At 51.1% G+C, this 25356-nt stretch carries 25 protein-coding genes; 9 read left to right on the forward strand and 16 right to left on the reverse strand.

Features of this window, described 5'->3' with window-relative positions:
• Positions 1-84: 84 nt before the first annotated feature.
• From PKO01S_RS04125 to PKO01S_RS04135, 3 genes are all read right to left on the reverse strand, one after another.
• Entirely contained in the window at positions 85-324 is a 240-nt protein-coding gene (locus PKO01S_RS04125; protein WP_127530026.1) for a DUF951 domain-containing protein, read from the reverse strand.
• Positions 325-340: 16 nt separating this feature from the next.
• Positions 341-1192: a mechanosensitive ion channel family protein gene (locus tag PKO01S_RS04130; protein ID WP_127530027.1), complete on the reverse strand. Its 852-nt coding sequence runs from the start codon at positions 1190-1192 to the stop codon at positions 341-343.
• 121 nt (positions 1193-1313) lie between these two features.
• A complete protein-coding gene (locus PKO01S_RS04135; protein WP_127530028.1) occupies positions 1314-1553 on the reverse strand; it encodes a DUF3343 domain-containing protein in 240 nt (79 codons plus the stop codon).
• A gap of 165 nt (positions 1554-1718) precedes the next feature.
• Between PKO01S_RS04135 and yyaC the strand changes: the two genes are divergently transcribed.
• Complete coding sequence (yyaC, locus tag PKO01S_RS04140) at positions 1719-2309, forward strand: spore protease YyaC (RefSeq protein ID WP_127530029.1); 591 nt, start codon at positions 1719-1721, stop codon at positions 2307-2309.
• On the opposite strand, the gene PKO01S_RS04145 is transcribed toward yyaC, so the two are convergent.
• The 12 genes from PKO01S_RS04145 to rpmH form a co-directional block, all read right to left on the reverse strand.
• Positions 2284-2772 (reverse strand): DUF4446 family protein, encoded by a 489-nt coding sequence (locus PKO01S_RS04145; protein ID WP_127530030.1) that lies wholly within the window; start codon positions 2770-2772, stop codon positions 2284-2286. The two genes, yyaC and PKO01S_RS04145, sit on opposite strands and share 26 nt — an antisense overlap.
• Positions 2773-2894: 122 nt before the next feature.
• Positions 2895-4064, reverse strand: a complete 1170-nt coding sequence (locus PKO01S_RS04150) for an aminotransferase class V-fold PLP-dependent enzyme (RefSeq protein ID WP_127530031.1) — start codon at positions 4062-4064, stop codon at positions 2895-2897.
• 159 nt (positions 4065-4223) lie between these two features.
• Entirely contained in the window at positions 4224-5072 is an 849-nt protein-coding gene (locus PKO01S_RS04155; RefSeq protein WP_127530032.1) for a ParB/RepB/Spo0J family partition protein, read from the reverse strand.
• A complete protein-coding gene (locus PKO01S_RS04160) occupies positions 5053-5826 on the reverse strand; it encodes a ParA family protein (RefSeq protein ID WP_127530033.1) in 774 nt (257 codons plus the stop codon). Before PKO01S_RS04160 ends, PKO01S_RS04155 begins: the two co-directional genes overlap by 20 nt.
• Before the next feature lie 111 nt (positions 5827-5937).
• Positions 5938-6762: a nucleoid occlusion protein gene (noc, locus tag PKO01S_RS04165; RefSeq protein ID WP_127530034.1), complete on the reverse strand. Its 825-nt coding sequence runs from the start codon at positions 6760-6762 to the stop codon at positions 5938-5940.
• A gap of 193 nt (positions 6763-6955) precedes the next feature.
• Positions 6956-7678, reverse strand: coding sequence for a 16S rRNA (guanine(527)-N(7))-methyltransferase RsmG (rsmG, locus tag PKO01S_RS04170; RefSeq protein ID WP_127530035.1), 723 nt, complete (start codon positions 7676-7678; stop codon positions 6956-6958).
• Between the two features lie 8 nt (positions 7679-7686).
• Positions 7687-9588 carry a tRNA uridine-5-carboxymethylaminomethyl(34) synthesis enzyme MnmG gene (gene mnmG / locus PKO01S_RS04175; protein ID WP_127530036.1) on the reverse strand — a complete coding sequence of 634 codons (1902 nt, stop codon included), beginning with the start codon at positions 9586-9588 and terminating at the stop codon, positions 7687-7689.
• Positions 9589-9664: 76 nt separating this feature from the next.
• Entirely contained in the window at positions 9665-11044 is a 1380-nt protein-coding gene (gene mnmE, locus PKO01S_RS04180; protein WP_127530067.1) for a tRNA uridine-5-carboxymethylaminomethyl(34) synthesis GTPase MnmE, read from the reverse strand.
• Between the two features lie 99 nt (positions 11045-11143).
• Complete coding sequence (jag, locus tag PKO01S_RS04185) at positions 11144-11794, reverse strand: RNA-binding cell elongation regulator Jag/EloR (RefSeq protein WP_127530037.1); 651 nt, start codon at positions 11792-11794, stop codon at positions 11144-11146.
• Positions 11791-12567, reverse strand: coding sequence for a YidC/Oxa1 family membrane protein insertase (locus PKO01S_RS04190; RefSeq protein WP_127530038.1), 777 nt, complete (start codon positions 12565-12567; stop codon positions 11791-11793). The genes jag and PKO01S_RS04190 overlap by 4 nt, the downstream gene beginning before the upstream one ends.
• A 96-nt stretch (positions 12568-12663) precedes the next feature.
• A complete protein-coding gene (gene rnpA / locus PKO01S_RS04195) occupies positions 12664-13011 on the reverse strand; it encodes a ribonuclease P protein component (RefSeq protein WP_127530039.1) in 348 nt (115 codons plus the stop codon).
• 82 nt (positions 13012-13093) lie between these two features.
• Positions 13094-13228 (reverse strand): 50S ribosomal protein L34, encoded by a 135-nt coding sequence (rpmH, locus tag PKO01S_RS04200; protein WP_127530040.1) that lies wholly within the window; start codon positions 13226-13228, stop codon positions 13094-13096.
• A gap of 678 nt (positions 13229-13906) precedes the next feature.
• Between rpmH and dnaA the strand changes: the two genes are divergently transcribed.
• The 6 genes from dnaA to gyrB all read left to right on the forward strand — a co-directional run bounded on the left by dnaA (position 13907) and on the right by gyrB (position 20270).
• Positions 13907-15253, forward strand: a complete 1347-nt coding sequence (gene dnaA, locus PKO01S_RS04205) for a chromosomal replication initiator protein DnaA (protein WP_127530041.1) — start codon at positions 13907-13909, stop codon at positions 15251-15253.
• A gap of 219 nt (positions 15254-15472) precedes the next feature.
• A complete protein-coding gene (gene dnaN / locus PKO01S_RS04210) occupies positions 15473-16615 on the forward strand; it encodes a DNA polymerase III subunit beta (protein WP_127530042.1) in 1143 nt (380 codons plus the stop codon).
• Between the two features lie 41 nt (positions 16616-16656).
• Positions 16657-16875 (forward strand): S4 domain-containing protein YaaA, encoded by a 219-nt coding sequence (yaaA, locus tag PKO01S_RS04215; protein WP_127530043.1) that lies wholly within the window; start codon positions 16657-16659, stop codon positions 16873-16875.
• 26 nt (positions 16876-16901) lie between these two features.
• Entirely contained in the window at positions 16902-18005 is a 1104-nt protein-coding gene (gene recF / locus PKO01S_RS04220) for a DNA replication/repair protein RecF (RefSeq protein ID WP_127530044.1), read from the forward strand.
• 44 nt (positions 18006-18049) lie between these two features.
• Positions 18050-18298, forward strand: a complete 249-nt coding sequence (remB, locus tag PKO01S_RS04225; protein ID WP_110042347.1) for an extracellular matrix regulator RemB — start codon at positions 18050-18052, stop codon at positions 18296-18298.
• A 61-nt stretch (positions 18299-18359) separates the two neighbouring features.
• Complete coding sequence (gyrB, locus tag PKO01S_RS04230) at positions 18360-20270, forward strand: DNA topoisomerase (ATP-hydrolyzing) subunit B (RefSeq protein ID WP_127530045.1); 1911 nt, start codon at positions 18360-18362, stop codon at positions 20268-20270.
• Between the two features lie 50 nt (positions 20271-20320).
• Here gyrB and PKO01S_RS04235 read toward each other — a convergent pair whose 3' ends face one another.
• A complete protein-coding gene (locus tag PKO01S_RS04235; protein ID WP_127530046.1) occupies positions 20321-21088 on the reverse strand; it encodes a YheC/YheD family protein in 768 nt (255 codons plus the stop codon).
• 436 nt (positions 21089-21524) lie between these two features.
• On the opposite strand from PKO01S_RS04235, the gene gyrA reads away from it, so the two are divergent.
• Entirely contained in the window at positions 21525-23996 is a 2472-nt protein-coding gene (gene gyrA / locus PKO01S_RS04240) for a DNA gyrase subunit A (protein ID WP_127530047.1), read from the forward strand.
• Between the two features lie 65 nt (positions 23997-24061).
• The gene (locus tag PKO01S_RS04245; protein WP_127530048.1) at positions 24062-25150 is read left to right on the forward strand and encodes an HD-GYP domain-containing protein; all 1089 of its coding nucleotides are present in this window, start codon (positions 24062-24064) and stop codon (positions 25148-25150) included.
• Positions 25151-25356 lie beyond the last annotated feature (206 nt).

The following is a 25356-nucleotide window of genomic DNA, read 5'->3' on the forward strand; positions in this document are numbered from 1 at the left end:
AAGACAAGACTTATTGTAGCACACGACAAAACTCGATGCAAGTCTTTTCAAATTGTCAGAATTGTATTAATTCTGACCGATTATTTACTCGTCTGTCTGCTCATCCAAGCCGTTCAATTGCTGTTCAGCTTCCTCCTTCGAGCGGAGCACTTTTTTCAGGTTTTTCTCGAACTTGGCCCGCGGAACCAATACGCTGTGCTTGCAGCCTACGCATTTGATCCGGATATCCATGCCCATCCGAATGATCTCCATCTCGTTCGTGCCGCACGGATGCTGCTTCTTCATCTGTACGACGTCACCCAACTGGAATACTTTACGTTCCATCCCGGACTTCTCCTCTCTAAGGCCGCTGGTATGCGACTAACTTCGGATACGGCAGTTCGATCTTGTGCTCCTCGAACGCTTTCTTAATGACTGCATTCAACGCCCTCGCAACTGGCGCCTGCGTATTCGGCATACATTCTACCGTCACGCGCAGCGTAACTTGCGAAGGGCCGAGTGTCTGAACGCCGAGCACTTCCGGTGCGGCGGTCGCATGTTCCAACTGCAACGAATCCTGCGACACGATCTGCTTCATAATGTTTAATGCCCGATCAATGTCTTCCTCATATGCGATCGCAATATCGACAACCGCGACGGCATTGTTCATCGAGAAGTTCGTCACTTCGTTAATCATACCGTTCGGAATAATATGCAGTTCGCCCGTCCAGCTTTTGACCCGTGTCGTCCGCAAACCAATCATTTCGACAGTCCCTTTGAAGGTGCCCGTCTGAATAACGTCTCCTACGGCGAACTGGTCCTCTAATATGATAAAGAAGCCCGTAATAATATCCTTCACCAAGCTTTGAGCGCCGAAACCGATCGCTAAGCTGATGACACCCGCCCCTGCCAGCAGAGGTGCCAGATTCACGTGAAACTCGGCCAGAATGAGCAATGCGCCTACGAAATAAATGAGGTAGGACGTCATATTTCTCAATAGCTTACCTACGGTTAGAACACGCCTGGTATGGCTCGCGTGCTTCATCTCCCGCTCGATCATCATGCGGTCTATAGACTTATGAACAACGAGTTCAACAATTCTGCCGATTAGCAGTATCGCTGCAATGCGTACAACTGCAAGACCAACCGTCCGCCACATCGCCCCGCTCGTTATCCAATCGCTGAGGTCGTTCCACATGGTGTGTAAGTCCATTATATACCCGCCTTTCACTTTCGCCTATCTATGTATGACCTAACTTATTCCATGCACACTGCTTCTTTATTCCCTTGGTTACCGTTGTCTCTTCTTGTCTTATGCTTATACCCCTTGTACGCTACCGTTCGATCTGCTCGAATTCCCCGTCCAGTTCACGGAACAGACCTCTGATCTCGACTTTCTCCGTTTCAATCACTTCCCACACACGCACCTCATCCTCATCCGGGAAACGGATAGACAGTGCGCATCCCGCCGTAATCTCTTTCGGCGTCGGACATAGATCGATCTCTATCTCGATATATTCTAGCAGCATTTCCATCCGCAGCGCTTGCTGCGTGGAATCGAATGCGATAAGCATGACCAACAACTCCTGTACATTGTGCGATTGCCCGTTTGTCCTACTATTCATGTAACCGAGTGTGCCAACTCCAAAGCAAAAGCCTATTTTCGCCAAGTCCGCAAGTATAAAATGGTTGTCCTAACCATATACTAGTATTACATTACGAGAGGCGGAGGGGATAGTATGAAGCTGTCGTCGTTGTATGAGTCGCCCTTAAAGGTGCCCTATCAAGAGCCCAATGTATCCGGCATACTCACGAATCGTCTGACCGTTCTATTGAATGGACTGTCCGGCAATCAGCGAATTATCGTCGTATGCGTAGGCACCGACCGTTCAACCGGCGACTCGCTCGGTCCGCTGATCGGTACAGCGCTTGCGAAATACCGGAGCACTCACTTCGAATTGTATGGGACATTGGAAGAACCCGTTCATGCGATGAATCTTGAGGAAACGCTTAACGTCATTCATCGCCACAACCATCATCCGTTCGTTATCGGTATTGATGCCTGCCTTGGACAAGTTGCAAGCGTCGGCAATATCCAGGTCGGCATCGGACCTGTTCGGCCCGGCGCCGGCGTGAATAAGCAGCTTCCACCTGTCGGGGATATACACATTACCGGCATCGTGAATGTCGGCGGTTTCATGGAATACTTCGTTTTGCAAAATACGCGTCTTCATCTCGTTATGCGAATGGCTGACGTTATCGCCCACAGCCTCTTCTCCGCCATTGTGAACTGCCGTACGACGACTAGGCCTGCTGCAATGCCAGACTAACCGCCTTTTTCTCTTCGGGCGTAAGCGGATATGGTGAATTGCCTTTCTCGAGCGGCTTCGCGTACACATACGTATCTTCGCGGCTGTGAAGACCGCTCAACACTATTCCATCCTGAGAATCATTAACGATCGCAAGCGAGAAGCTCAGATCGCTGCCCTGCTCCGAGAATGCGTTGTAGCGGTGTACCGCAACCTTGCCCCGCGTCTCGCTTAATGCTTTGACAAGCACTTCATGCGATTTGCTCTGCAGCGCCAACTGCTCCTTATGATCAGCCAGCTGTTGTTTCATATCAACCAGCACGTCCTCCAGATTTGCGACACCGGTTTCACCCATTGCCGTTTCATACTGCTTTCTTAGCTTCTTCAGCCGCGATCCAATTACCGCCATCCATATGATCATAACGATCAGAATAACCGTTAATGCGACAACCGCTATTTCCAATGGTGATAATGCTTCGTTCATTCCAATTCCGCTCCCCCGTTGCTTTACTGCAGTATTCCTATTCTTGTTAGCTTAATGCTCTCCATCATGTGTCCATGCCGTCTCGACCATTATATGTTCGTATAGCCGAGCTTTATTCCTCATTAGCTGATCGGGTAATGCCCTCTAATTTCGTGCATCGCGTCTACGATTGCCTGAACATCATTCTCCGTCGTGAAGCAGCCTACGCTTGCCCGTACAGCCCCTTTATCCATCGTCCCTGCTGCAGCATGCGCCAACGGCGTACAATGGTATCCGGCACGCACAGCAATGCGATAATGCTGGTCCAATATAAACGACAGTTCTGACGCATCCGCCCCTGATAAGTTAAAGGATACGATTCCAGTGCGTGGATCACCAAGTTTCGGTCCGAGCAGCTCGACTCCCGGTATGGAAGACAGTCCCTCCATCATGAGTTGCGTCAGACGCCATTCCTTAGTATGGATCGTTTCAACGGTCTCATGCAGAATATAGCTTACTCCTGCAGCCAGGCCTGCCAAGCCCGGCGTATTCGGCGTTCCGGCTTCATACCGGTCCGGACGGACACTCGGTTGCTCCGGAGCTTCGGATTGACTGCCCGTACCCCCATGCAGCAGCGGCGTCAGATCCAGATCCGGATGAATGTACAGCCCTCCTGTTCCTTGCGGACCTAGCAAGCCTTTATGCCCCGGAAACGCGAGCATATCGATTCCCATTGCATTTACATCAATCGGCAGGATACCTGCGCTTTGTGCAGCATCGACCAACAGCTTAACCCCATGCTTCCGACAGATCTCACCGATGTCCGCAACCGGTGTAATCGAACCGAGCAAATTAGAGCTATGATTGACAATGACCAGTGTCGTTGCAGGAACGATGGCCGATTCAACCTGTTTGGGATCGATGTGCCCCGTTAAGTCCGCCTCTATATATGTAACGTTGATTCCAATCGCTTGTTTCAAATATTCCAATGGACGCCGAACAGAATTATGCTCCACTGCTGTCGAAATGACATGATCACCGGGTTTAACAAACCCTTTGATTGCCAAATTAAGCGCAGTCGTTGTATTAAGCGAGAAAGCGATGTCGTTCGGATTGCCGATCCGGAACAGCTTCGCCAATTGCTTGCGCGCCTGGAACAAATGACGGCTCGATCGAACGGCCATTGCATGGCTGCCTCTCCCCGGATTAGCCGTATCATTCAACATCGCATCTCTCACCGCATCAATGACAGCCGGCGGCTTCGGCCATGATGTTGCCGCATGATCCAAATAAATGACCGGTTGCTGTTCCATAAGGTTTCCCTCTCTTTTCGCATCTTTTTCACATTTGATTAATCGGCTGCATACCCCAAAAACGCCAACAATAGCATACCTCCGTGCAATGATTCCTTAGCGGAATATTACAACTTCAGGCATGCTATCGCTGGTGTTCAACGCTATAGATATATCTCGTTATGCCAACTGCTGCAAAAGTTCCAACAAACGCTCCAGGTCTTGCTTGTTGTAATACAACAATTCGATACGGCCCTTATCCTTCTGTTGTTTCACACGAACTGTCGTCTTGAACCGGTCACGGAGCGACTCCTCCACGCTTTCCAAGTAAGGATCACGTTTCTTCTGGCGTGCCTTCTCTTTCTCCGGTTGTTTCTCAGGTTGCTTCTGGATTACCGCTTCGAGCTCCCGAACGCTCCATTCCTGTTCAATGGTCAGGCGGGCAAGCTCCATCTGCTGTTTCGGATCTTTAATACCGACAAGAGCACGCGCATGTCCCATAGACAATGTTCCACGTGAAACATCTTCCTTAATATTAGCCGGAAGGGTCAGCAGCCGCAGAAAGTTCGCAATATGGGAACGCGATTTGCCTACCTTCATCGACAGTTCTTCTTGTGTCAGTTCGAACTTATCCATCAAGGCTTGATAGGCAATAGCCGTTTCAATTGCATTCAGGTCCTCGCGCTGTAAGTTCTCGATCAGCGCAATCTCCATAACCTGCTGATCAGTGAACGTTCGGACAACCGCCGGAATCGATGGGTTGCCGCACAGTTGGGAAGCCCGGAAACGGCGTTCGCCCGCAATAATTTCGTAACCTTTTAGAACGGTACGGACAATAATAGGCTGAATGACGCCATGCTGCTTGATTGACTCTGCCAATTCTTTGATCGACTCTTCGTCGAACGTTTTGCGCGGCTGATAAGGATTTGGTCGCAGCTGCGTTAATGGGACTTCAATGACTTTATCGTCATCTTTGACCGACAACGACGGAATCAGTGCATCAAGACCTCTACCTAGCCGCTTGCTCATACGTAATCACTTCCTTCGCCAGCTCGAGATACACTTCTGCTCCCTTGGAGCGCGGATCATATGTGATAATCGCTTGTCCGTGCGAAGGAGCTTCGCTCAACCGGACGTTACGAGGAATAATCGTCTGGTAAACTTTCTGTTGAAAATACTTTTTCACTTCTTCGATCACTTGTATACCAAGGTTGGTTCTCGCATCAAACATAGTAAGGAGTACACCTTCGATTTGAAGGTTCGTATTCAGGTGCTTCTGTACAAGGCGCACCGTGTTCAGAAGCTGGCTCAAGCCTTCTAATGCATAATATTCACACTGAATCGGAATCAACACCGAATCAGCTGCAGTTAGTGAGTTAATTGTCAGCAGACCGAGAGATGGCGGGCAATCGATAAGAATATAATCATAATCCGGCTTCAATTGATGGAGCGCCCGCTTGAGACGAACCTCACGCGAAATCGTCGATACCATCTCGATCTCGGCCCCTGCCAATTGAATTGTCGCTGGGATGACATGAAGCCCCGGAATCGCAGTCGCCGCGACTGCATCCTTCGGAGCAACCTCATTAATTAATATGTCATAGATACAATTCTCAACGTCCGCTTTATTAATCCCGATACCACTCGTCGTATTACCCTGAGGATCAATGTCCACGAGTAATACGCGTTTGCCGAGCGAAGCCAGGCAAGCACCTAAATTCACGGACGTTGTCGTTTTTCCGACACCGCCCTTCTGATTTGTGATGGCAATTATTTTAGCCAATCCGGTTCACCTCTTGTAAGTATGCAATCTAAAATGTCCGAAAATCAGAAAAAGCGGCTGTGTCGGCCGCTTTCGCCAGGCAATACATCGAACTAGCTACCTTATTACAGTTTAACGCTTAGGTATATGAATTACAATTTCATAATGATCATCGCGATCATTTTCTTTGGTTTCGATTTTCAGACCGGAAGACGTTACCATGTCAATGGATTGACGGATTGTGTTCAAAGCTAGACGAACATCCTTCGTGAACGAGATTCGACGCGATTTCTTCACCTTCGCCGCTTCTTTATAGAATGCAACACGAGCTTCTGTCTGCTTCACATTCAGTTCCTTGGAAACAACATCGCCAAGTACCTTCTCTTGCAGTTCATCCGTATCGAGCGACAACAATGCCCTTGCATGACGTTCCGTAATTTTGCGCTCCATTAATGCGCCCTTAACCGGATCACTCAATCCGAGCAGACGAATCTTGTTCGCAATCGTCGACTGGCTCTTGCCTAGCCGCTGCGCCAAGCTTTCCTGCGTCAGTTGGTGAAGATCGATCAGTTTCTGATAAGCGACCGCTTCCTCCAGTGCCGTAAGCCCTTCGCGTTGCAGGTTCTCGATCAGTGCGATCGATGCCGCTTGAGAATCGTTGAATTCACGCACGATGGCCGGAATCCGTTCAAGCCCAAGCTTCGTAACGGCACGCCAACGACGTTCCCCCGCGATAATCTCATAACGTCCATTGCGCAGACGGACAACGATCGGCTGAATAACGCCGTGTGTCTTAATCGTCTGGCAAAGCTCGTCGATACGGTCATCATCGAATACCGTACGCGGCTGATAAGGGCTCGTATCGATGTCGGTAATCGGAATTTGTTTTACTTCGTCCGAATCCGCATTGTTACGTTGATCGGCTAGACCGAACAACCGAGAAAACTGTTCTTTCATAACGTCAACAACCACCCGATTCCAATATGCCGATGTCCGTTCATTCCATCATTCCTAGTTGTGCATCCGAATACTAACTTGCTCTTATATTATTCGATGCAAGGAATCTTATTTCCTGCTTGACATCGGTTCCGTCACAAAAAGTTTGCCGTGAATGTTTCACGTGAAACATTCACGGCAATAACGTTTAGCCTTATATAATAGGTTGTTTCAATGGTGTTCCCGCCTTGCGCGGGTACTTGCGCGGCGTGTTGTCTGTCTTCGCTATGAACACGATATGCCTTTCCGACTGTTCATGCGGGAGCAACATCGATTCTACGCGAAGCTGCTTTCCTTTCAATTCACGCAAGCTTGCCGTTGCCTCTTGCAGTTCCTCTGCCGGGTCGCCGCCCTTCATCGCGGCGAATATTCCGCCTTTGACCGTGAACGGAAGGCAGAACTCATTCAGCACATTGAGACGGGCTACTGCTCTCGCGGTAACGAGATCGTAACGGTCCCGATGCTCTGGCAGACGGGCAATGTCCTCCGCCCTGCCGTGCACGCAATTAACGTTCGTTAGTCCGAGCTGCTGTACAACATGCTGCAGGAACGAAATTCGCTTGTTCAGCGAATCGACGATTGTTACCTTCAGATGCGGGAAACAGATCTTGAGCGGCAGACTCGGAAATCCCGCTCCTGAGCCGATGTCGGCGATGCTTCCCGCTTCATTCATATTCGTATAGAATGCTAGCGATACCGAGTCGTAAAAATGTTTCTCATATACCGCTTCGCGTTCCGTAATGCCCGTTAGGTTCATTTTCTCGTTCCACTCGACTAACAGCCGGTAGTACGTTTCGAATTGGTTCAGTTGCCCCTCGGTTAGAGAAATGCCTTTCGCCGCGAGCTTCTCGCTGAACCATGCCCATGTTTGATCCATTCGTTCCGTTACCCCCGCGCAGCCCGTGCAGCCGTTACTCGATTATAATGCTCCAAGTATACGAGCAGAATGGAAATGTCAGCAGGCGTTACGCCGGCAATCCGGGAAGCTTGGCCGATCGAGAGAGGACGAATTTGCGATAGATTCGTTTTCGCTTCGTTCGCAAGGCCATGTACGTCGAAATAATCGATATCATCTGGTATGCGCTTCTTCTCCATTTTGTTCATCCGCTCGACTTGAAGAAGCTGCTTCTCGATGTAGCCGCTATATTTCACTTGTATTTCGACCTGTTCCTTCATCTCTTCCGTCAATTCGTAAGGAGCTGCCGGCGTCAAACGTTCAATATGCGCATAGGTCACTTCTGGACGAAGCAGCAGCAACAGCGCCGAGGAGCCGCCCGCCATCGGTGCGGATCCGATCTCGGCTAGCAGCGACTGTGCCAACTCATCTGCACGGATCTTCGTCGAGCGAAGACGCTCGATCTCCTGTTCGACGAGCGCTTTCTTATTCAGAAAACGGTCGTACCGTTCTTGTGGAATAAGTCCGATCTCGTAACCAATCGGCGTCAAACGCAGATCAGCATTGTCATGGCGGAGCAGAAGACGGTACTCAGCACGCGAAGTAAGCAGTCGGTACGGCTCAGAAGTACCTTTCGTCACCAAGTCGTCGATCATAACGCCAATATAGCCTTGCGAACGTTCGATGACAACAGGCTCTCTGCCTTGCGCTTTGCGCGCCGCGTTAATACCCGCAACAATCCCTTGCCCGCCTGCTTCTTCATAACCGCTCGTGCCGTTGATCTGACCAGCGGTGAACAGACCCTCGATCAGTTTCGTCTCAAGCGTCGGCCATAGCTGCGTCGGTACAACCGCATCATACTCAATCGCGTAGCCGGTCCGCATCATCTCGACTTGCTCCAGACCTGGAATGGAACGAAGAATGTTCAACTGTACATCTTCCGGCATACTCGTCGACAGACCTTGAACGTAATACTCCGACGTATTCTTCCCTTCCGGCTCGAGGAAAATTTGATGCTTCGGTTTATCCGCGAAGCGGACAATTTTGTCCTCAATAGATGGGCAATAACGAGGCCCCGTGCCTTCGATCGCCCCTGAGAACATAGGCGCCCGGTGCAGGTTATCGTTAATAATTTGATGCGTTGTCTCTGATGTGTAAGTCAGCCAGCAAGGCAACTGCTCATTATCCGAGCTCTCCGTCTCGTAAGAGAAAAACTTCGGATTGTCGTCACCCGGCTGAATTTCAGTCTTGCTGAAATCAATCGTGTCGCCGTGAACCCGCGGAGGCGTACCCGTCTTGAAGCGCGCGAGTTGGAAGCCGAGTTCCTTCAAGCATTGCGACAGCTTCACCGACGGTTGCTGATTGTTCGGACCGCTCTCATACATCAGTTCGCCCATAATGATTTTGCCGCGCAAATACGTACCTGTTGTAATGACGACCGACTTCGAACGATATTCCGCCCCTGTCTTCGTAATGACACCGACACAGCGGCCATCTTCGACGATCAGCTCATCCACCATGCCTTGGCGCAGCGTAAGATGATCCGTTTCTTCGATCGTTTTCTTCATCATATGCTGATAATCAAATTTATCGGCTTGCGCGCGGAGTGCATGAACCGCAGGCCCCTTACCTGTATTCAGCATACGCATTTGGATAAATGTTTTATCGATATTGCGGCCCATTTCGCCGCCGAGCGCATCGATCTCGCGAACGACATGCCCTTTGGCCGGCCCGCCGATCGACGGATTGCATGGCATAAAGGCGACCATGTCAAGGTTGATCGTGAGCAGCAGCGTCTCGCAGCCCATCCGGGCGGCGGCCAATGCCGCTTCACAACCGGCATGGCCGGCTCCTACGACGACAACGTCGTAGTTTCCTCCGAGATAACCCATTGTGAATCCTCCTAACAGAATTAAAATATTGAAGTCCGGAATTAGACCGGAGTATCGTTAAATCGTTAAAACCATCTTACTTGCCGAGGCAGAATTGAGAGAAAATCTGATCGAGCAGCGACTCGCCGGCTGCATCGCCAATCACTTCGCCGAGGAGTTCCCAAGCCTGCTGAACGTCGATCTGAATGATATCAATCGGCACGCCGATATCCGTCGCCTCGATTGCATCGACCAGCGACTGCCTCGCCCGCTCTAATAACGAAATATGTCGAACATTCGTGACGTATGTCAAATCATTCGACTCAATCCGACCGCCGAAGAACAGATCGCTAATTACATTCTCCAGCCGGTCGATCCCTTCGTCCTCCAGCACCGACATTGGTACAATCCGCTCGGCTGAGAACACCTTCTCCACCTCAGACGCATCGAGCAGCTGCGGAAGATCCGTTTTGTTGAAAATAACGACGACCTGCCGGCCTGCCAATCGCTCCATCAGCTCGCGGTCATCGTCATGCAGTAGTTCGTTCCGGTTCAATACGTACAGAATAAGATCGGCATCTTCCAGCGCGGAACGCGATCTCTCCACCCCGATCCGTTCGACCACGTCCGATGTTTCACGGATGCCCGCCGTATCCAGCAGCCGCAGCGGAATCCCATTCACCGTTACGAACTCTTCAATAACGTCCCGTGTCGTACCTGGTATGTCGGTAACAATCGCTTTATTCGAATGCGACAGAGCATTCAGCAGCGACGACTTGCCAACGTTCGGCCTTCCGACGATTGCTGTTACAATGCCTTCACGCAATATTTTCCCTTCCGATGCGGTCTTCAACAGCAAATTTACGCCTGCGAGCGCTTCTCCGCAATGCTCGCGAATGAAAGCACTCGTCAACTCCTCGACGTCATGCTCGGGGTAGTCGATGTTAACCTCTACATGCGCAATAACTTCAAGGATACGTTGGCGCAGCTCGATAATGCGCCGTGATAACGAGCCCTCCGATTGCTTCATCGCCACCTGGAACGCACGGTCGGACTTCGAGCGAATCAGATCAATGACCGCCTCCGCCTGCGTCAGATCGATTCGTCCGTTCAGGAACGCGCGTTTCGTGAACTCGCCTGGCTCCGCTAGCCGTATTCCCTCTTGACGAAGCACGAGCTGCAGCACGTTGCGGGCCGCAATGACGCCGCCGTGCGTACCAATCTCGACAACGTCTTCGCCTGTGAACGAGCGCGGACCGCGCATTAACGTCACAAGCACTTCCTCTACCTTCTCGCCTGTTGACGGATCGACGATATGGCCATAATGGACCGTATGCGTTTCGGCTGCTTCAAAATCCGCCTTCGTCCGTAGAACAGCAGCCGTTCGAGCAATTGCGTCGGGGCCGCTTAACCGAATGACGGCGATACTGCCTTCGCCGACCGCCGTTGCAATTGCCGCTATCGTATCATGAGACATGACCATGATGAAACGCTCCTCATAAAAAACAGCAATGACCATAAGAGCCATTGCTGCGAATTAATTGCGCTACTTTAGTTCATCGCCCTATAATGCTCATTATTCGCTGATTCGTTCCTTCGCATTCCTCTCTTGGAGTGCGATGACGATGCGCCGATTCGGCTCTTCGCCTTGACTGAACGTTCGAACGAACGGGTGATGCTGCAGCTGCGAATGAATAATTTTACGTTCTTGCGGAGACATCGGCTCGAGTACGACTTCCTTACCCGTGCGAACAACTCGCCCGGCTAGCCGATCCGATAATTCCTCCAACGTCTTCCGTCTGCGTTCGCGGAAACCTTCCGCATCGAGAACGATTCGAACCGGCTTATCGCTATAACGGTTGGCCACAATCGTGGTCAAATATTGCAATGCATCGAGCGTCTGACCTCGGCGGCCAATCAATTGGCCGAGATCGCCTTCTCCTTCAACCTCCAGAAGGTGACCTTCCTTCGAATCGGATCGGGTTACCTTCACCATCAGTCCCATTGCGCCAGCAACTTCAGTTATGAATTGCTCCGCTTGGTCGTAAGCATCTGGCAGTTCCTCAAGCTCTACCTTCGCTTCCTTCACACCGATCAAGCCGAACAGCCCCTTAGAGGGCTGCTCGAGCACGACCGTAATGACGCGGTCTTCCGTCGTTTGCAATTGCTTCAGTCCGTTACGGACAGCTTCTTCTACCGTCTTGCCCGATGCGACGATTTTCCTCATTTCGCAGGAACACTCTCCTTACGCTTGGATGTGCGTACGTACAGGAAATAGTTCTGAACAATTGTATAGATGTTGCTGAAAATCCAGTACAGCGGCAGTGCTGCCGGGAAGTTGAGCGCCATAACAAAGATCATAACCGGGAAAATGATCAGCATGATCTGCATGCCCGGCATTGCATTCTTCTGTTGCGACTGCATCATCTTCGTCTGCAGGAATGTCGTAATCGCCGCTAATACCGGCAATATATGATACGGATCCTTCTCACCAAGTTGGAGCCACAGGAATTCGTGCTCGCGAATGGCGCTGTTCATGTAGATCGCGTTATACAAAGCGATAAAAATCGGCATTTGTACGATCATCGGGAGACAGCCCGCCATCGGATTGACTTGATTCTGCTGGAACAGCTTCATCGTCTCCTGCTGCACCAACTGCGGATTGTCCTTATGTTTCTTACGGATCTTCTCAATTTCAGGCTGAATTGCCTGCATCGCCTTCGAGCTGCGGTATTGCTTCAGCGTCAGCGGCAGGATCAGCGTTCTTACGATAATCGTAAGCAGCAGAATCGATAAGCCGTATTCGCCGCCGAACAATTTCGCAAACTTGTCGAGCATTAACGCGAACCAATATACAACATTGCGCTGCCAGAAGTTCCCCTCCAGCAAGCCTTCAGTTGTCGTTGTATGATTCGACGTCGTGCATCCCGTCAGGGTAGCTACCACCAGAATCAGAACCGCGACAAGCAGCCATTTCTGTTTCAAAATGCGGGACAACATCACAAACTCCTCTCTGTCAGAGCCATTGCTTTTCCACCCTAAACTATACCATATTCTCTGGATCAAAGAAACAACTCGTACACTTTGCGGCAGCAGTTATGTACGCGCCTTCAACAGGCCCGCTTTCTTCAGCACGTGGAGCACGCTTCGCTCCAGCTCCTTCGTCTTCATCTCAACGGCCGGCTTGCGAACAATCAGAATCAAATCGACGCGCGGCGCGATTCTCTCCGCATTCAGCCGGACGATTTCTTTCACAACTCGGCGCATCCGGTTGCGCACAACCGCATTGCCGATCTTCTTGCTAGCCGAAACGCCAAGCCGGAATGGCTCCGCAGCCGGCTGCTTCGACCAATAGACGACAAACTGGCCGTTCGCGAACGATTTGCCCGCCCTGTAGATCCGGCTGAAATCCGCTCGATTCCTCAGTCTGAGCTTGCGATGCATGCTCCCCCACCTCCTGCTTCCTTCTATATAAGAGCTTGTTCATAAACATAAAAAAAAAGACCACCGCACAGTGGTCTTAAGCTTATGCGCTCAGTACTTTTCTTCCTTTTTGACGGCGAGCGGCCAGTACCTTGCGACCGTTCTTCGTGCTCATGCGAGTACGGAAGCCGTGAACTTTCTTACGTTTGCTTACATTCGGTTTAAAAGTCGGTTTCATTCGTATGCACCTCCTTGCAAGTATCGTAATATGCGTCCTTCTCCGAAGAGAGTTGCTCCTGCAGGTTACGCGTTCTTTCAATAAAGAAGGCATTCACCAGCTGCCGGACTTGATCGGGAAATCTCCATCTCTGCCCCGACAGCCCTGAAAAAAGACCTTTTTATATTTAACCACGCAGCCCGGTAAAAGTCAACTGGATACGGCTTTAGCAAAAATTAAGCAGTTCCACAGTTATACACATACGAATAGAAGCCATCCTATTTTTGTGGATATGCACAGCCCTCATTGTGAAATCTGACGAAAATTAATAACATGTGTATAATTTTTGGCCACTTAGGGCGAATGTTGTCGAAAATTTAACAGGATATAAACAATATCTTGTGCTGTCAGTAACATTTATACACAACCTGTAGGATTTGTGGATAATGACCCCAGATTCGTTGTAATATAAGGCTTCTTTTGCTATGATAGATATGTTTTCTATGTGGATACCGGAATGAAATCAACTACGTTATACACAACCTGTGGATAACATTGTGAACAAGTTCATCCCCTCTTAATAGATGTCGGGATAGCTTTCGTTCGTACTGTGGATGAACGAAGCCCCTGAACGGATACATCTTATACAAAGCGAGAATTGACGCCTGTTCGGCCAATCAGACTAAGGAGTGACATGCTGTGGACAGCCATACCCCGGATATGTGGCAGCAAGTGCTGTCGGTAATCCAGACGAAGCTCAGTAAACCGAGTTTCGACACGTGGTTTAAGGCGACAAGAGCCGATATTAAAGGCGATATGCTTGTCGTAACCGCGCCAACGACGTTTGCTGCCGAATGGCTGGAGAGCCGATACACGAAGCTGGTCCGGACAACGATGTACGAATTTCTGGGACGAACGGTCGATGTGAAGTTTGTCATCGAAGAGAATCGGCCGCCTGAGCCTGTCGCTGCGCCGCCCGTTGCGGTTCCGGCACAGGTCATGGCAGATGAACCCTACACTCATCTGATCAATTCCAAATATACGTTCGACAATTTCGTCATCGGCGCCAACAACCGTTTCGCTCACGCAGCGTCTCTAGCCGTAGCCGAAGCGCCGGCCAAGACCTATAATCCGCTGTTCCTCTACGGCGGCGTCGGTCTCGGCAAGACGCATCTTATGCATGCGATCGGCAATTATATAATTGAACACAACCCGAATATGAAGGTCATGTACATTTCGTCGGAGAAGTTCACGAACGAATTCATCAACGCCATTCGGGACAACAGTCCGGAAAGCTTCCGCAACAAGTACCGGAACATCGATGTGCTGTTGATCGACGACATTCAGTTCCTCGCAGGCAAGGACGGGACGCAGGAGGAATTTTTCCATACCTTCAATGCGCTGCACGAGGAACGGAAGCAGATCGTCATCTCCAGTGACCGTCCGCCGAAAGAAATTCCGACGCTGGAGGAACGGCTTCGTTCCCGGTTCGAATGGGGACTTATGACCGACATCCAAGCACCGGATCTCGAGACGAGGATCGCAATTCTTCGTAAGAAAGCGCGGGCTGAGAACCTGGAAATCCCGAATGAAGCGATGGTCTACATCGCCAATCAGATCGATACGAACATCCGGGAACTAGAAGGAGCACTCATTCGAGTCGTCGCCTATTCTTCTCTGATTAATGAGGACATTTCGTCCCATCTTGCCGCAGAAGCGCTGAAGGATATTATTCCGTCCAGCCGGCCGAAGATGATAACGATTCAGGACATTCAGCAGAAGGTCGGCGAGTTTTACGGATTGCGGCTTGAGGAGTTTAAAGCGCGTAAGCGTACGAAAGCGGTTGCGTTCCCCCGCCAGATTGCGATGTACTTGTCCCGCGAGCTGACTGACTATTCGCTGCCGAAGATCGGTGAAGCTTTCGGCGGCCGCGACCATACGACCGTCATCCATGCGCACGAGAAGATATCGACGCAGCTGAAGGTGGATCAGGACCTGTACAAGATCGTTCAGAATCTCAGCGAGAAGATCAAAAATCATACGTGAATAACATAGAACAACCGAGCAAGCCTATGCACAAGCTATGCACATGTGGATAGGCTTGCTTTATCAACGTTCATAGGGCTTATCCACATATTCACCGCGCCTAGTACTACTGCTTCTATATTTTTAACTAAACATCGTCAATAAATGACATGCATCAGCATTCGCCGACAACGCCATTTACGCATTCAATTTACGGACAAGCGACATAGGAGTGAAATCATGAAACTGTCTATAACGAAGAACGAACTTAACGATGCGATTCAACAAGTCGCCAAAGCCGCTTCGGCTAGACCTGCCATTCCGATACTCGGCGGTATCAAATTCGAAGTGACCCATCAAGGCGTCACCTTAACCGCCAGCGACACCGACATTTCGATCCAGAGCTTTATTCCTGTTGAATCCGGGAATTCTATTATTGCCAAAGTCGATAAACCAGGCAGCGTCGTGCTTCCGTCCAAATTTATCGTCGAGATCGTCAAGAAGCTCCCGTCAGACGATGTTGAAATCGAGGTCGGCGAACATTTCATTACGATGATCCGTTCCGGCTCCACCGATATTCAGATGGTTGGACTCGATCCAGAGGAGTTTCCGGTTCTGCCATCGATTGAGGAGAGCGACGTTCTGCAAATCCCAGGCGATCTTCTCAAGTCGCTTATCCGTCAGACGATTTTTGCTGCATCCACAAGTGAACAAACGCCTGTGCTGACCGGTGCACTTGTGAACTTGTCCAATAGCGATCTTCGTTTCGTTGCAACAGACCGCCATCGTCTAGCGAACCGTTCGGCTCATGTCGATTCGCACCCGGATCTTCGTTTCTCTAACGTCGTGATTTCGGCGAAGACGCTTAACGAGCTTTCCCGTCTGATTCCAGACGCATCCGCGCTCGTCGATATGGTCGTTGCAGACAATCAAGCGCTATTCAAAATCGGCAACGTATTGTTCTACTCTCGACTGCTGGACGGGACTTACCCCGACACTTCCAAAATTATTCCGCAGTCGTACAAAACAGAACTTGTCGTCGATACAAAAAAATTAACTGACGCGATTGACCGCGCTTATCTGATGAGCCGCGAAGAAAAGACGAACATCGTTCGCCTGGTAACGCTCGATAACGGCGGTATTGAGATTTCGTCGAGCTCGTCTGATCTGGGACGCGTAACCGAGCAGCTCGAAGCGTTCAAGATGGAAGGCGACGCACTGCGCATTGCCTTCAACTCCAAATATATGCTCGATGTGCTCAAGGTAATCGACAGCGAGCAATTGACGATTCAATTCACCGGAGCAATGAGCCCGATTATTATTCGTCCTGCGGATCATCCGCATAGCACGTATATCATTTTGCCGTACCGGACGACGGGCTAACGGCCCGTCTTCTGTTTACGTAAGAACGGAGCGACAACCGAATGAAAGAAATTACGATCGGAACGGAATACATCGCCCTCGGCCAGTTTCTGAAGCTGTCAGACTGCATCGATTCCGGCGGCCAGGCGAAGCCGTTTCTTCAGGAGAACGAAGTGCGGATTAACGGGGAAGTCGACAACCGCCGCGGACGCAAGTTGTATGCAGGCGATATTGTCGAGGTCGAAGGGTTCGGTGCATTCACCGTTGCCCGCCGTTCATAAGCCGAATTGACGGGGGCTGAATCATTGTGTATTTGAGAAAAATTGCCCTGCGCAATTACCGCAACTACGATGCGCTTGAGCTCGACACGGACAGCAGCGTTAATCTGTTCATCGGGCCCAATGCGCAGGGGAAGACGAATTTGCTGGAGTCGATCTTCACGCTTGCACTTACGAAGTCCCACCGGACGTCGAAGGACAAGGAACTGATAGGCTGGCAAGGAACGGATGCTCATGTTCACGGAGAAGTGGATAAGCAGTATGGAGCGGTGAAGCTCGATCTGATGCTGTCCGCACAAGGGAAGAAAGCGAAGATCAATGGATTGGAGCAGCGCAGGCTGAGCGATTTTGTCGGCGCGCTTAACGTCGTCATGTTCGCCCCTGAAGATCTGGAGATCGTGAAGGGAACGCCGGGCGTGCGCCGCCGGTTTCTAGACATGGAAATCGGTCAGGTGCAGCCCGGCTATTTGCATACGCTTCAGCAGTACGCCAAAGTGCTTGTTCAGCGCAACAACTACTTGAAGACGCTATGGACTTCAGGAGGGGATAAGCAAGGACTGCTAGAGGTGTGGAACGTGCAGTTGGCTGAATTTGGTGTTAAAATTATAAAAAAAAGGAAATACTTCATACAAAAGCTTCAGCAGTGGGCGGAGCAGATCCACGCTGGCATCACGGCAGGTGCCGAACAACTGACCGTTGCCTATAAGCCATCTTTCGACATTGAAGATGAATCTGTTTTATTTGATCATTTTATGTTAAAGTTAACACAAGTGAAAGATCAGGAAATACGTAGAGGAACGACGCTTGTAGGCCCTCACCGGGATGATCTGGCCTTCTACATCAACGGCAAGGAAGCACAGACATTCGGTTCTCAGGGACAGCAGCGTACGACAGCATTATCGCTCAAACTGGCAGAAATCGAGCTTATTCGCGAAGAGATTGGCGAGTATCCGCTGCTGCTGCTGGATGATGTTCTGTCGGAGCTCGACCGTAATCGGCAGACCCAGCTGATCGAGACGTTCCAATCGAAAGTTCAAACGTTTATTACGGCGACCGGTCTTGAGAGCGTAGATCTCGGCAAACTTCAAGATGCCGGCATTTATCATGTCCAAGAAGGTCGTGTCACGCGGTAACGCGTTAAAGATCAATAGCGTTCAGGCGAGAGGGAGGACTGCGAATGTATATTCATTTGGGCGGGGAGAAAATTATTCGGGCAGCGGAGCTGGTCGCTATTTTCGACGTTTCGATCGAGCAATCGTCCAAGCTTTCCAAACAATTCGTAGCAGGCGCGCGCAAACGCAAAGACGTCGAGACGATCGGGGAAGAAGAACCGAAATCGATCGTTTTGACCAAACATAAAATCTATTATTCGCCGATTTCATCCTCCACGCTGAAGAAGCGGGCCCATCATTTTGCGGCTTATTAGGTTAGGCGGCGGGGCTTTAAGCGCGATCAGGCAATGCAGTCGAGAGGAGCAGTGAATAGGCATGTCTACGAACCAGAATACGTATGATGAGAGTCAGATACAGGTGCTTGAGGGCCTTGAGGCGGTAAGAAAACGTCCAGGTATGTATATTGGCTCCACTAGCGGCAAAGGTCTTCACCATCTCGTGTGGGAAGTCGTCGACAACTCGATCGACGAGGCGCTCGCCGGCTTCTGTACACATATCGATGTTATCGTTCACGAAGATAACAGCATTACCGTAATCGACAACGGACGGGGGATCCCGGTCGGCGAGAATACGAAGCTGAAGAAATCGACGCTCGAAGTCGTCATGACCGTTCTCCATGCAGGCGGCAAGTTCGGCGGCGAGGGCTATAAAGTATCCGGCGGTTTGCACGGTGTAGGTATCTCGGTTGTGAACGCATTGTCCGAGCACGTTACCGTTACGGTTAAGCGCGACGGCCACATCTATCAGCAAGAGTATCGTCGTGGAGCGCCGCAATATGACATTAAGGTCATCGGCGACTCAGACGAAACAGGAACGACGACACGGTTCAAACCGGACCCTGAGATCTTCACGGAAACAATCGTATACGAGTACGATACGCTGCAATCACGTATCCGTGAGCTGGCGTTCCTGAACAAGGGCATCTCTATTACGTTGCTTGACGAGCGCTCCGGCCAGACGAATACGTACAAGTACGACGGCGGTATTATCGAATTCGTCCAGTACTTGAACCGGACGCGCGAAGTCGTGCATGAGACGCCGATTTACGTCGAAGGAATGAAGGACCATATCAGCGTCGAGGTTGCGTTGCAATATAACGACAGCTACACGGAGAACATCTACTCGTTCGCCAATAACATCAACACGCATGAGGGCGGAACGCATGAGTCCGGCTTCAAGAGCGCATTGACTCGGATCATCAATGACTATGCGCGCCGTACGAATTCGATTAAGGACAATGACGCCAACCTGTCAGGCGACGACGTACGTGAAGGTTTGACAGCGATCATCTCGGTCAAGATTCCAGAGCCGCAATTCGAAGGCCAGACGAAGACGAAGCTAGGCAACAGCGAAGTACGGGGTATCGTCGAGTCTCTGTTCGCTGAGAAGCTTCAGGAGTTTCTCGATGAGAATCCAGCGACGTCGAAGCGGATCGTCGAGAAGGGGCTTATGGCTTCCCGCGCCCGTGAGGCAGCACGCAAAGCACGCGAACTGACGCGCCGTAAGAGCGCGCTCGAAGTCAGCTCCCTGCCAGGCAAGCTGGCGGATTGCTCGTCCAAGGATGCTTCGATCAGCGAGCTGTATATCGTCGAGGGCGACTCGGCAGGCGGCTCGGCTAAGCAAGGACGCGACCGTCACTTCCAAGCGATTCTGCCGCTCCGCGGTAAAATCCTGAACGTTGAGAAAGCTCGTCTTGACCGCATCCTCGGTAATGCCGAGATTCGCGCGATCATTACGGCGCTCGGCACCGGTATCGGCGATGACTTTGATCTTGCGAAGGCTCGTTATCACAAGATCATCATCATGACTGACGCCGACGTCGACGGTGCGCATATCCGTACGCTGATGTTGACGTTCTTCTACCGCTACATGCGCAAGATCATCGACGCTGGCTATATTTATATCGCACAGCCGCCACTGTTCAAGATCGAACGCAACAAGGTCGTCCGCTATGCGCAATCCGAGAAGGAGCGCGACGACATTATCGCCGAATTCGGCGAAGGTACCAAAATCAACGTACAGCGGTACAAAGGTCTTGGCGAGATGAACGCCGGCCAGCTGTGGGAGACGACGATGGATCCGGAGAGCCGCACAATGCTGCAGGTGACGATCGAGGATGCTATCGAAGCCGACATCATGTTCGATACGCTGATGGGCGACAACGTCGAACCGCGCCGTGAATTCATTCACCAGTTCGCGAAGTACGTGAAGAACTTGGACATTTAACTGATAACGACTGCAAGCCGCTGGACAGCACAAGTCCGGCGGCTTTTCTATTATCGGATTTTTCTTCTGTAGCGGCCGTAACCGACGCAGTAACGGTATATGCGATTGAAGACACTCGGATCTCCCAGCTTACGAAAAATGAAGGGGTCAGGCCTCGTGTTCACTTCCAGTATCCACGGGCGTAATTCGTAATCGATGGCCACGTCGACGCCGATCTCCTTAATGCGCGGATAGCGGGCTTGCAGCGTCTTAGCTGTATCTAGCCCGAGCTGCGACAAGCGGTTGGACAGTTCTGTCTGCTCGGCTTCGCTCATATGGGTCGACAAGAGCGTCGCTATCGGCAGCGGTGTACCGCCGCTGTGATAGTTGGTGACGATTTTGGCCGGATGGCCGAGCCTGCCGATAATGCCTGTCGTCTCCCACTCGCCAATCTCATTGTGCTGTACCATGACCCTTAGATCGAATCGCCGGTTCTCATGCTGCAGCAGCGCAATTCCCCTCTGAACAATATAGGCGCGCCCCTTTTGTGTGGACAGCAAGGCTTTATAGAGTCCATCGAAAGTAGAATAACGTCGAATCCGCTCGCTTACTTGGAATTTATAGGGTTTGATTTCAGTGCTTAATTTGTCGACGCGGATGACGCCTAGACCGAACGAGCCGGAGTCTGGCTTCACATAGACCATGCCATAGTGCTCCAGCATCGTCTTTAACGTGTTGCGGTTGAAGCGCAGCGTTAAGGGAATATATCTGCGAATATGCTCGGATCGAAGGAGCACCGCTGTCTTAGCCCATTTACTTTGTATGCGCTGGATTGCCACTCATGAACGCCGCCTTTCGCCATAAAAACTATCCCCGATCATTCGACAAGCCGAAGGAGACAGAGGTGGAAATCGATGTTATAATAGAGGGGTATGCCTAGAGTCGAATACAGTCTTTCATTCCCTAACAGCATATGGCGGAATATGGCGCGAAGCGAAGGGCGGCTATCTCATTTTGACAGCTAATGTGCCCGATTTGCGGATGCAAGAAGACGTATTCATCAGGTTTAAGCGAAGCGGCTTTGTGAAAGAAATAGACTAGTGGAATGATCGGTATATTGCCGATTTTTTGACGTTTTTAAAAGCAGGCCGTTGTGTGACGCCAGCAGCCGACTCGATTTACAATCAGCTCTCGCGGGCTGATTCTTTCATAACGATGCAACTGGCCGCTTAGGCAAGCAGCAATCGTGTTACAGATGACGTCAGGAGGGTAACAATGTCGGAAGAACAACGCTCCCAAATAAAAGACCGCGATATCGGCACGGAGATGCGCGACTCGTTCATGGACTATGCCATGAGCATTATCGTCAGCCGCGCACTGCCGGACGTTCGCGACGGACTCAAGCCCGTGCATCGGCGTATTCTATATGCGATGTCCGAATTGGGGATGTCGCCGGACAAGCCGTACAAGAAATCGGCGCGGATCGTCGGCGAGGTAATCGGTAAGTACCATCCGCACGGCGACTCGGCTGTCTATGAATCGATGGTCCGGATGGCGCAGGATTTCTCGATGCGCTATATGCTGGTCGATGGACACGGCAACTTCGGATCCATTGACGGCGATATGGCCGCGGCAATGCGTTATACGGAAGCTAGGCTCTCGAAGATTGCGATGGAGCTGCTTCGGGATTTGAATAAAGAGACGGTCGACTTCGTACCGAACTACGACGGCGAAGAGCATGAGCCTGCTGTTCTTCCTTCGCGGTTCCCGAACCTGCTTGTGAATGGCGTAACGGGCATTGCCGTCGGTATGGCGACGAATATCCCGCCTCACAATTTGAGTGAAGTGATCGACGGCGTTCAAGCGCTGATCCGCAATCCGGAGATTACGGCTCTTGAGCTGATGAGCTATGTGAAAGGTCCGGACTTCCCGACGTATGGTTATGTCATGGGACAATCCGGTATCCGTCAAGCTTATACGACAGGCCGCGGATCGATTACGATGCGCGCTAAGGCGACGATCGAGGAGAACGGCGGCAAGGCTCGTATTATCGTGCACGAGCTGCCGTACCAAGTGAATAAAGCCCGTCTCGTCGAGAAGATCGCAGAACTCGTACGCGAGAAGAAGATCGACGGCATAACTGACCTGCGTGACGAATCCGACCGCAATGGTATGCGGGTCGTTATCGAGCTGCGGCGCGACGTTACGCCTTCAGTCGTGCTGAACAACTTGTACAAGCAGACGCAATTGCAGTCGACATTCGGCATCAACATGCTGGCGCTCGTCAATCGCGAGCCTCGCGTCCTCAATCTGAAGGAGATGCTGTATTATTACTTGCAGCACCAGATCGAGGTTATCCGCCGGCGCACCGAATACGATCTGAAAAAAGCGGAAGCGCGCGCTCACATCTTGGAAGGCTTGCGCATTGCGCTCGATAACCTCGATGAAGTGATTGCACTCATCCGCGGGTCCCGTACGACTGAAGATGCGCGTGAAGGGCTCATCGCACGGTTCGGGCTTAGCCTGGAACAGGCGCAGGCGATTCTTGATATGCGTCTGCAACGCCTCACCGGCTTGGAGCGCGACAAGATCGAAGCGGAATACAACGAGCTGCTTGCTAAGATCGCGGAGTACAAAGCGATTCTGGCTGACGAGCAGTTGGTTCTCGATATTATTAGCACGGAGCTGTATGAGCTCAAAGACCGGTTCGGCGACGAACGCCGGACGGAGATCACGATCGGCGAAGACGAAATTCTCGACGAGGATCTGATTCCGCGCGAGGACGTCATCATCTCGATCACCCATTCGGGCTATGTGAAGCGTCTTCCGGTTACGACCTACCGCAGCCAGCGCCGCGGCGGCAAGGGCGTAATCGGCATGGATACGAAAAATGATGACTTCGTTGAACATCTGTTCGTATCGAATACGCACCATTACTTGCTCTTCTTCACCGACAAGGGCAAAGTATACCGGCTCAAAGCGTATGAGATTCCGGACCTTAGCCGGACTGCACGCGGCACGCCGATTATTAACTTGCTGCAGATCGAGCAAGGGGAAGTCGTAAACGCGGTTATTCCGGTTGAATCGTTCGATAACGATCAATATCTGTTCTTCGCCACACGCCAAGGCGTCGTGAAGAAGACGCCGCTCAACGATTATTCGAACATCCGCAAAGTCGGCTTGATCGCGATATCGCTGCGTGAGGATGATGATCTGATCGCCGTGAAACTGACGGACGGGAACCAAGAGATTATTATGGGCACGAGCCAAGGGATGTCGATTCGTTTCCCTGAGCAAGATGTCCGTTCGATGGGACGCTCGGCGACAGGGGTCAAGGGTATTCAGTTGGACGAAGACGACAAAGTTATCGACATGGATATCGTCCAGGAAGATAACGACGTTCTGATCGTAACGTCCAAGGGCTACGGCAAACGGACTCCGATGAGCGAATACCGGACTCAGAGCCGCGGCGGCAAGGGCATCAAGACGCTCAACGTAACGGACAAGAACGGAACGATCGCCGGTCTCAAAGTCGTCGTCAACGATGAAGACCTGATGATCATGACCTCTTCGGGGACGATGATCCGGACCAGCATGGATGGCATCTCAACCATGGGACGGAATACGCAGGGCGTGAAGCTGATTCATATCCGCGAGGATGATTCGGTGGCGACGGTAACGCGTGTCGCGCGCAGTGAAGAGGAAGAGCATGAAGAAGAAGAAGCGGGAGATGTAGGCGAGGAGTAAGGCTTGCATTCTGGCTCAAATAAATCGGTGGACGGCGTACTTGTAGGGAACGGGAGGAGCAGCGCATGGCAAGCGTATCGGTAACGAGAATAAAACCGGGTTCAAAGTTGGTTCTGGATGTACAGACGCCGCTGGGCAATACCCTGTTCCACAAAGGCGTCGTTCTAACGCCTAGGGAACTTGATATTTTACGGGCGTTTCAAGTAAAGCAGGTTGAGGTCGAAGTCCCTATCGAGAAGCCGGCCGACAAAGCCGGTTCCTCCACGAAGGACGAACAGCCGAAAGCGAAGGAAGAAGAAAGCCAGAAGAACAGCACGGACTTCCAACGCGAGTATGATGCTACTTTTCAGTTAGTGCGCAAAGTATTCAATAATGCGCTGTCCGGGGAAGCACTTCCAGTGCTTGATCTGCGCAATCAACTCGAGAAGCTGATTGGAACGATCGGGGAGTACAACGTGCTTACGTATGTGCCAACTGGACTGAAAGATAGCGAGTATTGGTATCATAACGCAATGTTGACGGCTATAACTTCCTATTTGCTTGCCCGTTGGAACGGGTTTCCGGCAAAGGATTGGATGCAGATCGCACTTGGCGGCTTGCTCCATGATATCGGCAATGCGAAAGTCGACCGCACCATTTTGAACAAACCTACGGCGCTTAATCCGGATGAGACAGAGGAAGTGCGTCGTCACACCGTACACGGTTATCAGATGCTGAAGGCGAACGCTGCGCTGAACGAGGGAGCAAGACTCGTATCGCTGCAGCACCATGAACGGGTAGACGGAAGCGGGTACCCTCTGGGCATTGGCTCTGACAAGATCCACCCTTACTCGAAGATCGTTGCCATAGCAGATATTTTCCATGCGATGACGCTGAATAAGGCTTACCGGAAAGGGGCTTCGCCTTATCTGGTGCTAGAGCAGATCCAGAAGGATGCATTCGGCAAGTTGGAACCCGCATATGTGCGTATGTTCATTGAGAAGGCGACACAGTTCCATAACGGTACTGTTGTGCGTCTTAGCGACGGGCGGGTCGGCGAGATCGTATTCTCGGACCGTAACCATCCGACAAGGCCATGGGTATCGTGCAGCGGTGCGATCGTCAATCTGACGGTAGAGCGGTCGTTGTACATTGAAGAAGTTATAGCGAATTAGCACATACAGCTACGGGAAAGCCACTCACCAGAATAGGTGAGTGGCTTTTATATCTAAACAAAAGAAATCATAATTAAATGATAAAAAAGGGTTGCAATGAGTAATCTGCCTATGTTATATTATTTAAGTCGCCGCTGAACGAAACGGTGACACGAAAGAAAAGCTTGACACAACTAAACAACATCTGATAAGATGTAAAAGTTGTC

Origin of the sequence: Paenibacillus kobensis NBRC 15729 (assembly GCF_004000825.1) — a bacterium.
GTDB lineage: Bacteria > Bacillota > Bacilli > Paenibacillales > Paenibacillaceae > Paenibacillus_T > Paenibacillus_T kobensis.

Excerpts from the sequence above, each read along its gene's own strand:
- gyrA (WP_127530047.1), top strand. The coding sequence starts at position 21,525 with ATGTCGGAAGAACAACGCTCCCAAATAAAAGACCGCGATATCGGCACG.
- noc (WP_127530034.1), bottom strand. The coding sequence starts at position 6,762 with ATGAAAGAACAGTTTTCTCGGTTGTTCGGTCTAGCCGATCAACGTAAC.
- mnmG (WP_127530036.1), bottom strand. The coding sequence starts at position 9,588 with ATGGGTTATCTCGGAGGAAACTACGACGTTGTCGTCGTAGGAGCCGGC.
- rsmG (WP_127530035.1), bottom strand. The coding sequence starts at position 7,678 with ATGGATCAAACATGGGCATGGTTCAGCGAGAAGCTCGCGGCGAAAGGC.
- PKO01S_RS04190 (WP_127530038.1), bottom strand. The coding sequence starts at position 12,567 with ATGTTGTCCCGCATTTTGAAACAGAAATGGCTGCTTGTCGCGGTTCTG.
- gyrB (WP_127530045.1), top strand. The coding sequence starts at position 18,360 with ATGTCTACGAACCAGAATACGTATGATGAGAGTCAGATACAGGTGCTT.
- mnmE (WP_127530067.1), bottom strand. The coding sequence starts at position 11,044 with ATGTCTCATGATACGATAGCGGCAATTGCAACGGCGGTCGGCGAAGGC.
- yaaA (WP_127530043.1), top strand. The coding sequence starts at position 16,657 with ATGAAAGAAATTACGATCGGAACGGAATACATCGCCCTCGGCCAGTTT.
- PKO01S_RS04135 (WP_127530028.1), bottom strand. The coding sequence starts at position 1,553 with ATGCTTATCGCATTCGATTCCACGCAGCAAGCGCTGCGGATGGAAATG.
- rnpA (WP_127530039.1), bottom strand. The coding sequence starts at position 13,011 with ATGCATCGCAAGCTCAGACTGAGGAATCGAGCGGATTTCAGCCGGATC.
- jag (WP_127530037.1), bottom strand. The coding sequence starts at position 11,794 with ATGAGGAAAATCGTCGCATCGGGCAAGACGGTAGAAGAAGCTGTCCGT.
- PKO01S_RS04150 (WP_127530031.1), bottom strand. The coding sequence starts at position 4,064 with ATGGAACAGCAACCGGTCATTTATTTGGATCATGCGGCAACATCATGG.
- PKO01S_RS04130 (WP_127530027.1), bottom strand. The coding sequence starts at position 1,192 with ATGGACTTACACACCATGTGGAACGACCTCAGCGATTGGATAACGAGC.
- PKO01S_RS04155 (WP_127530032.1), bottom strand. The coding sequence starts at position 5,072 with ATGAGCAAGCGGCTAGGTAGAGGTCTTGATGCACTGATTCCGTCGTTG.
- rpmH (WP_127530040.1), bottom strand. The coding sequence starts at position 13,228 with ATGAAACCGACTTTTAAACCGAATGTAAGCAAACGTAAGAAAGTTCAC.
- PKO01S_RS04245 (WP_127530048.1), top strand. The coding sequence starts at position 24,062 with ATGGCAAGCGTATCGGTAACGAGAATAAAACCGGGTTCAAAGTTGGTT.
- dnaN (WP_127530042.1), top strand. The coding sequence starts at position 15,473 with ATGAAACTGTCTATAACGAAGAACGAACTTAACGATGCGATTCAACAA.
- yyaC (WP_127530029.1), top strand. The coding sequence starts at position 1,719 with ATGAAGCTGTCGTCGTTGTATGAGTCGCCCTTAAAGGTGCCCTATCAA.
- PKO01S_RS04125 (WP_127530026.1), bottom strand. The coding sequence starts at position 324 with ATGGAACGTAAAGTATTCCAGTTGGGTGACGTCGTACAGATGAAGAAG.
- PKO01S_RS04145 (WP_127530030.1), bottom strand. The coding sequence starts at position 2,772 with ATGAACGAAGCATTATCACCATTGGAAATAGCGGTTGTCGCATTAACG.
- remB (WP_110042347.1), top strand. The coding sequence starts at position 18,050 with ATGTATATTCATTTGGGCGGGGAGAAAATTATTCGGGCAGCGGAGCTG.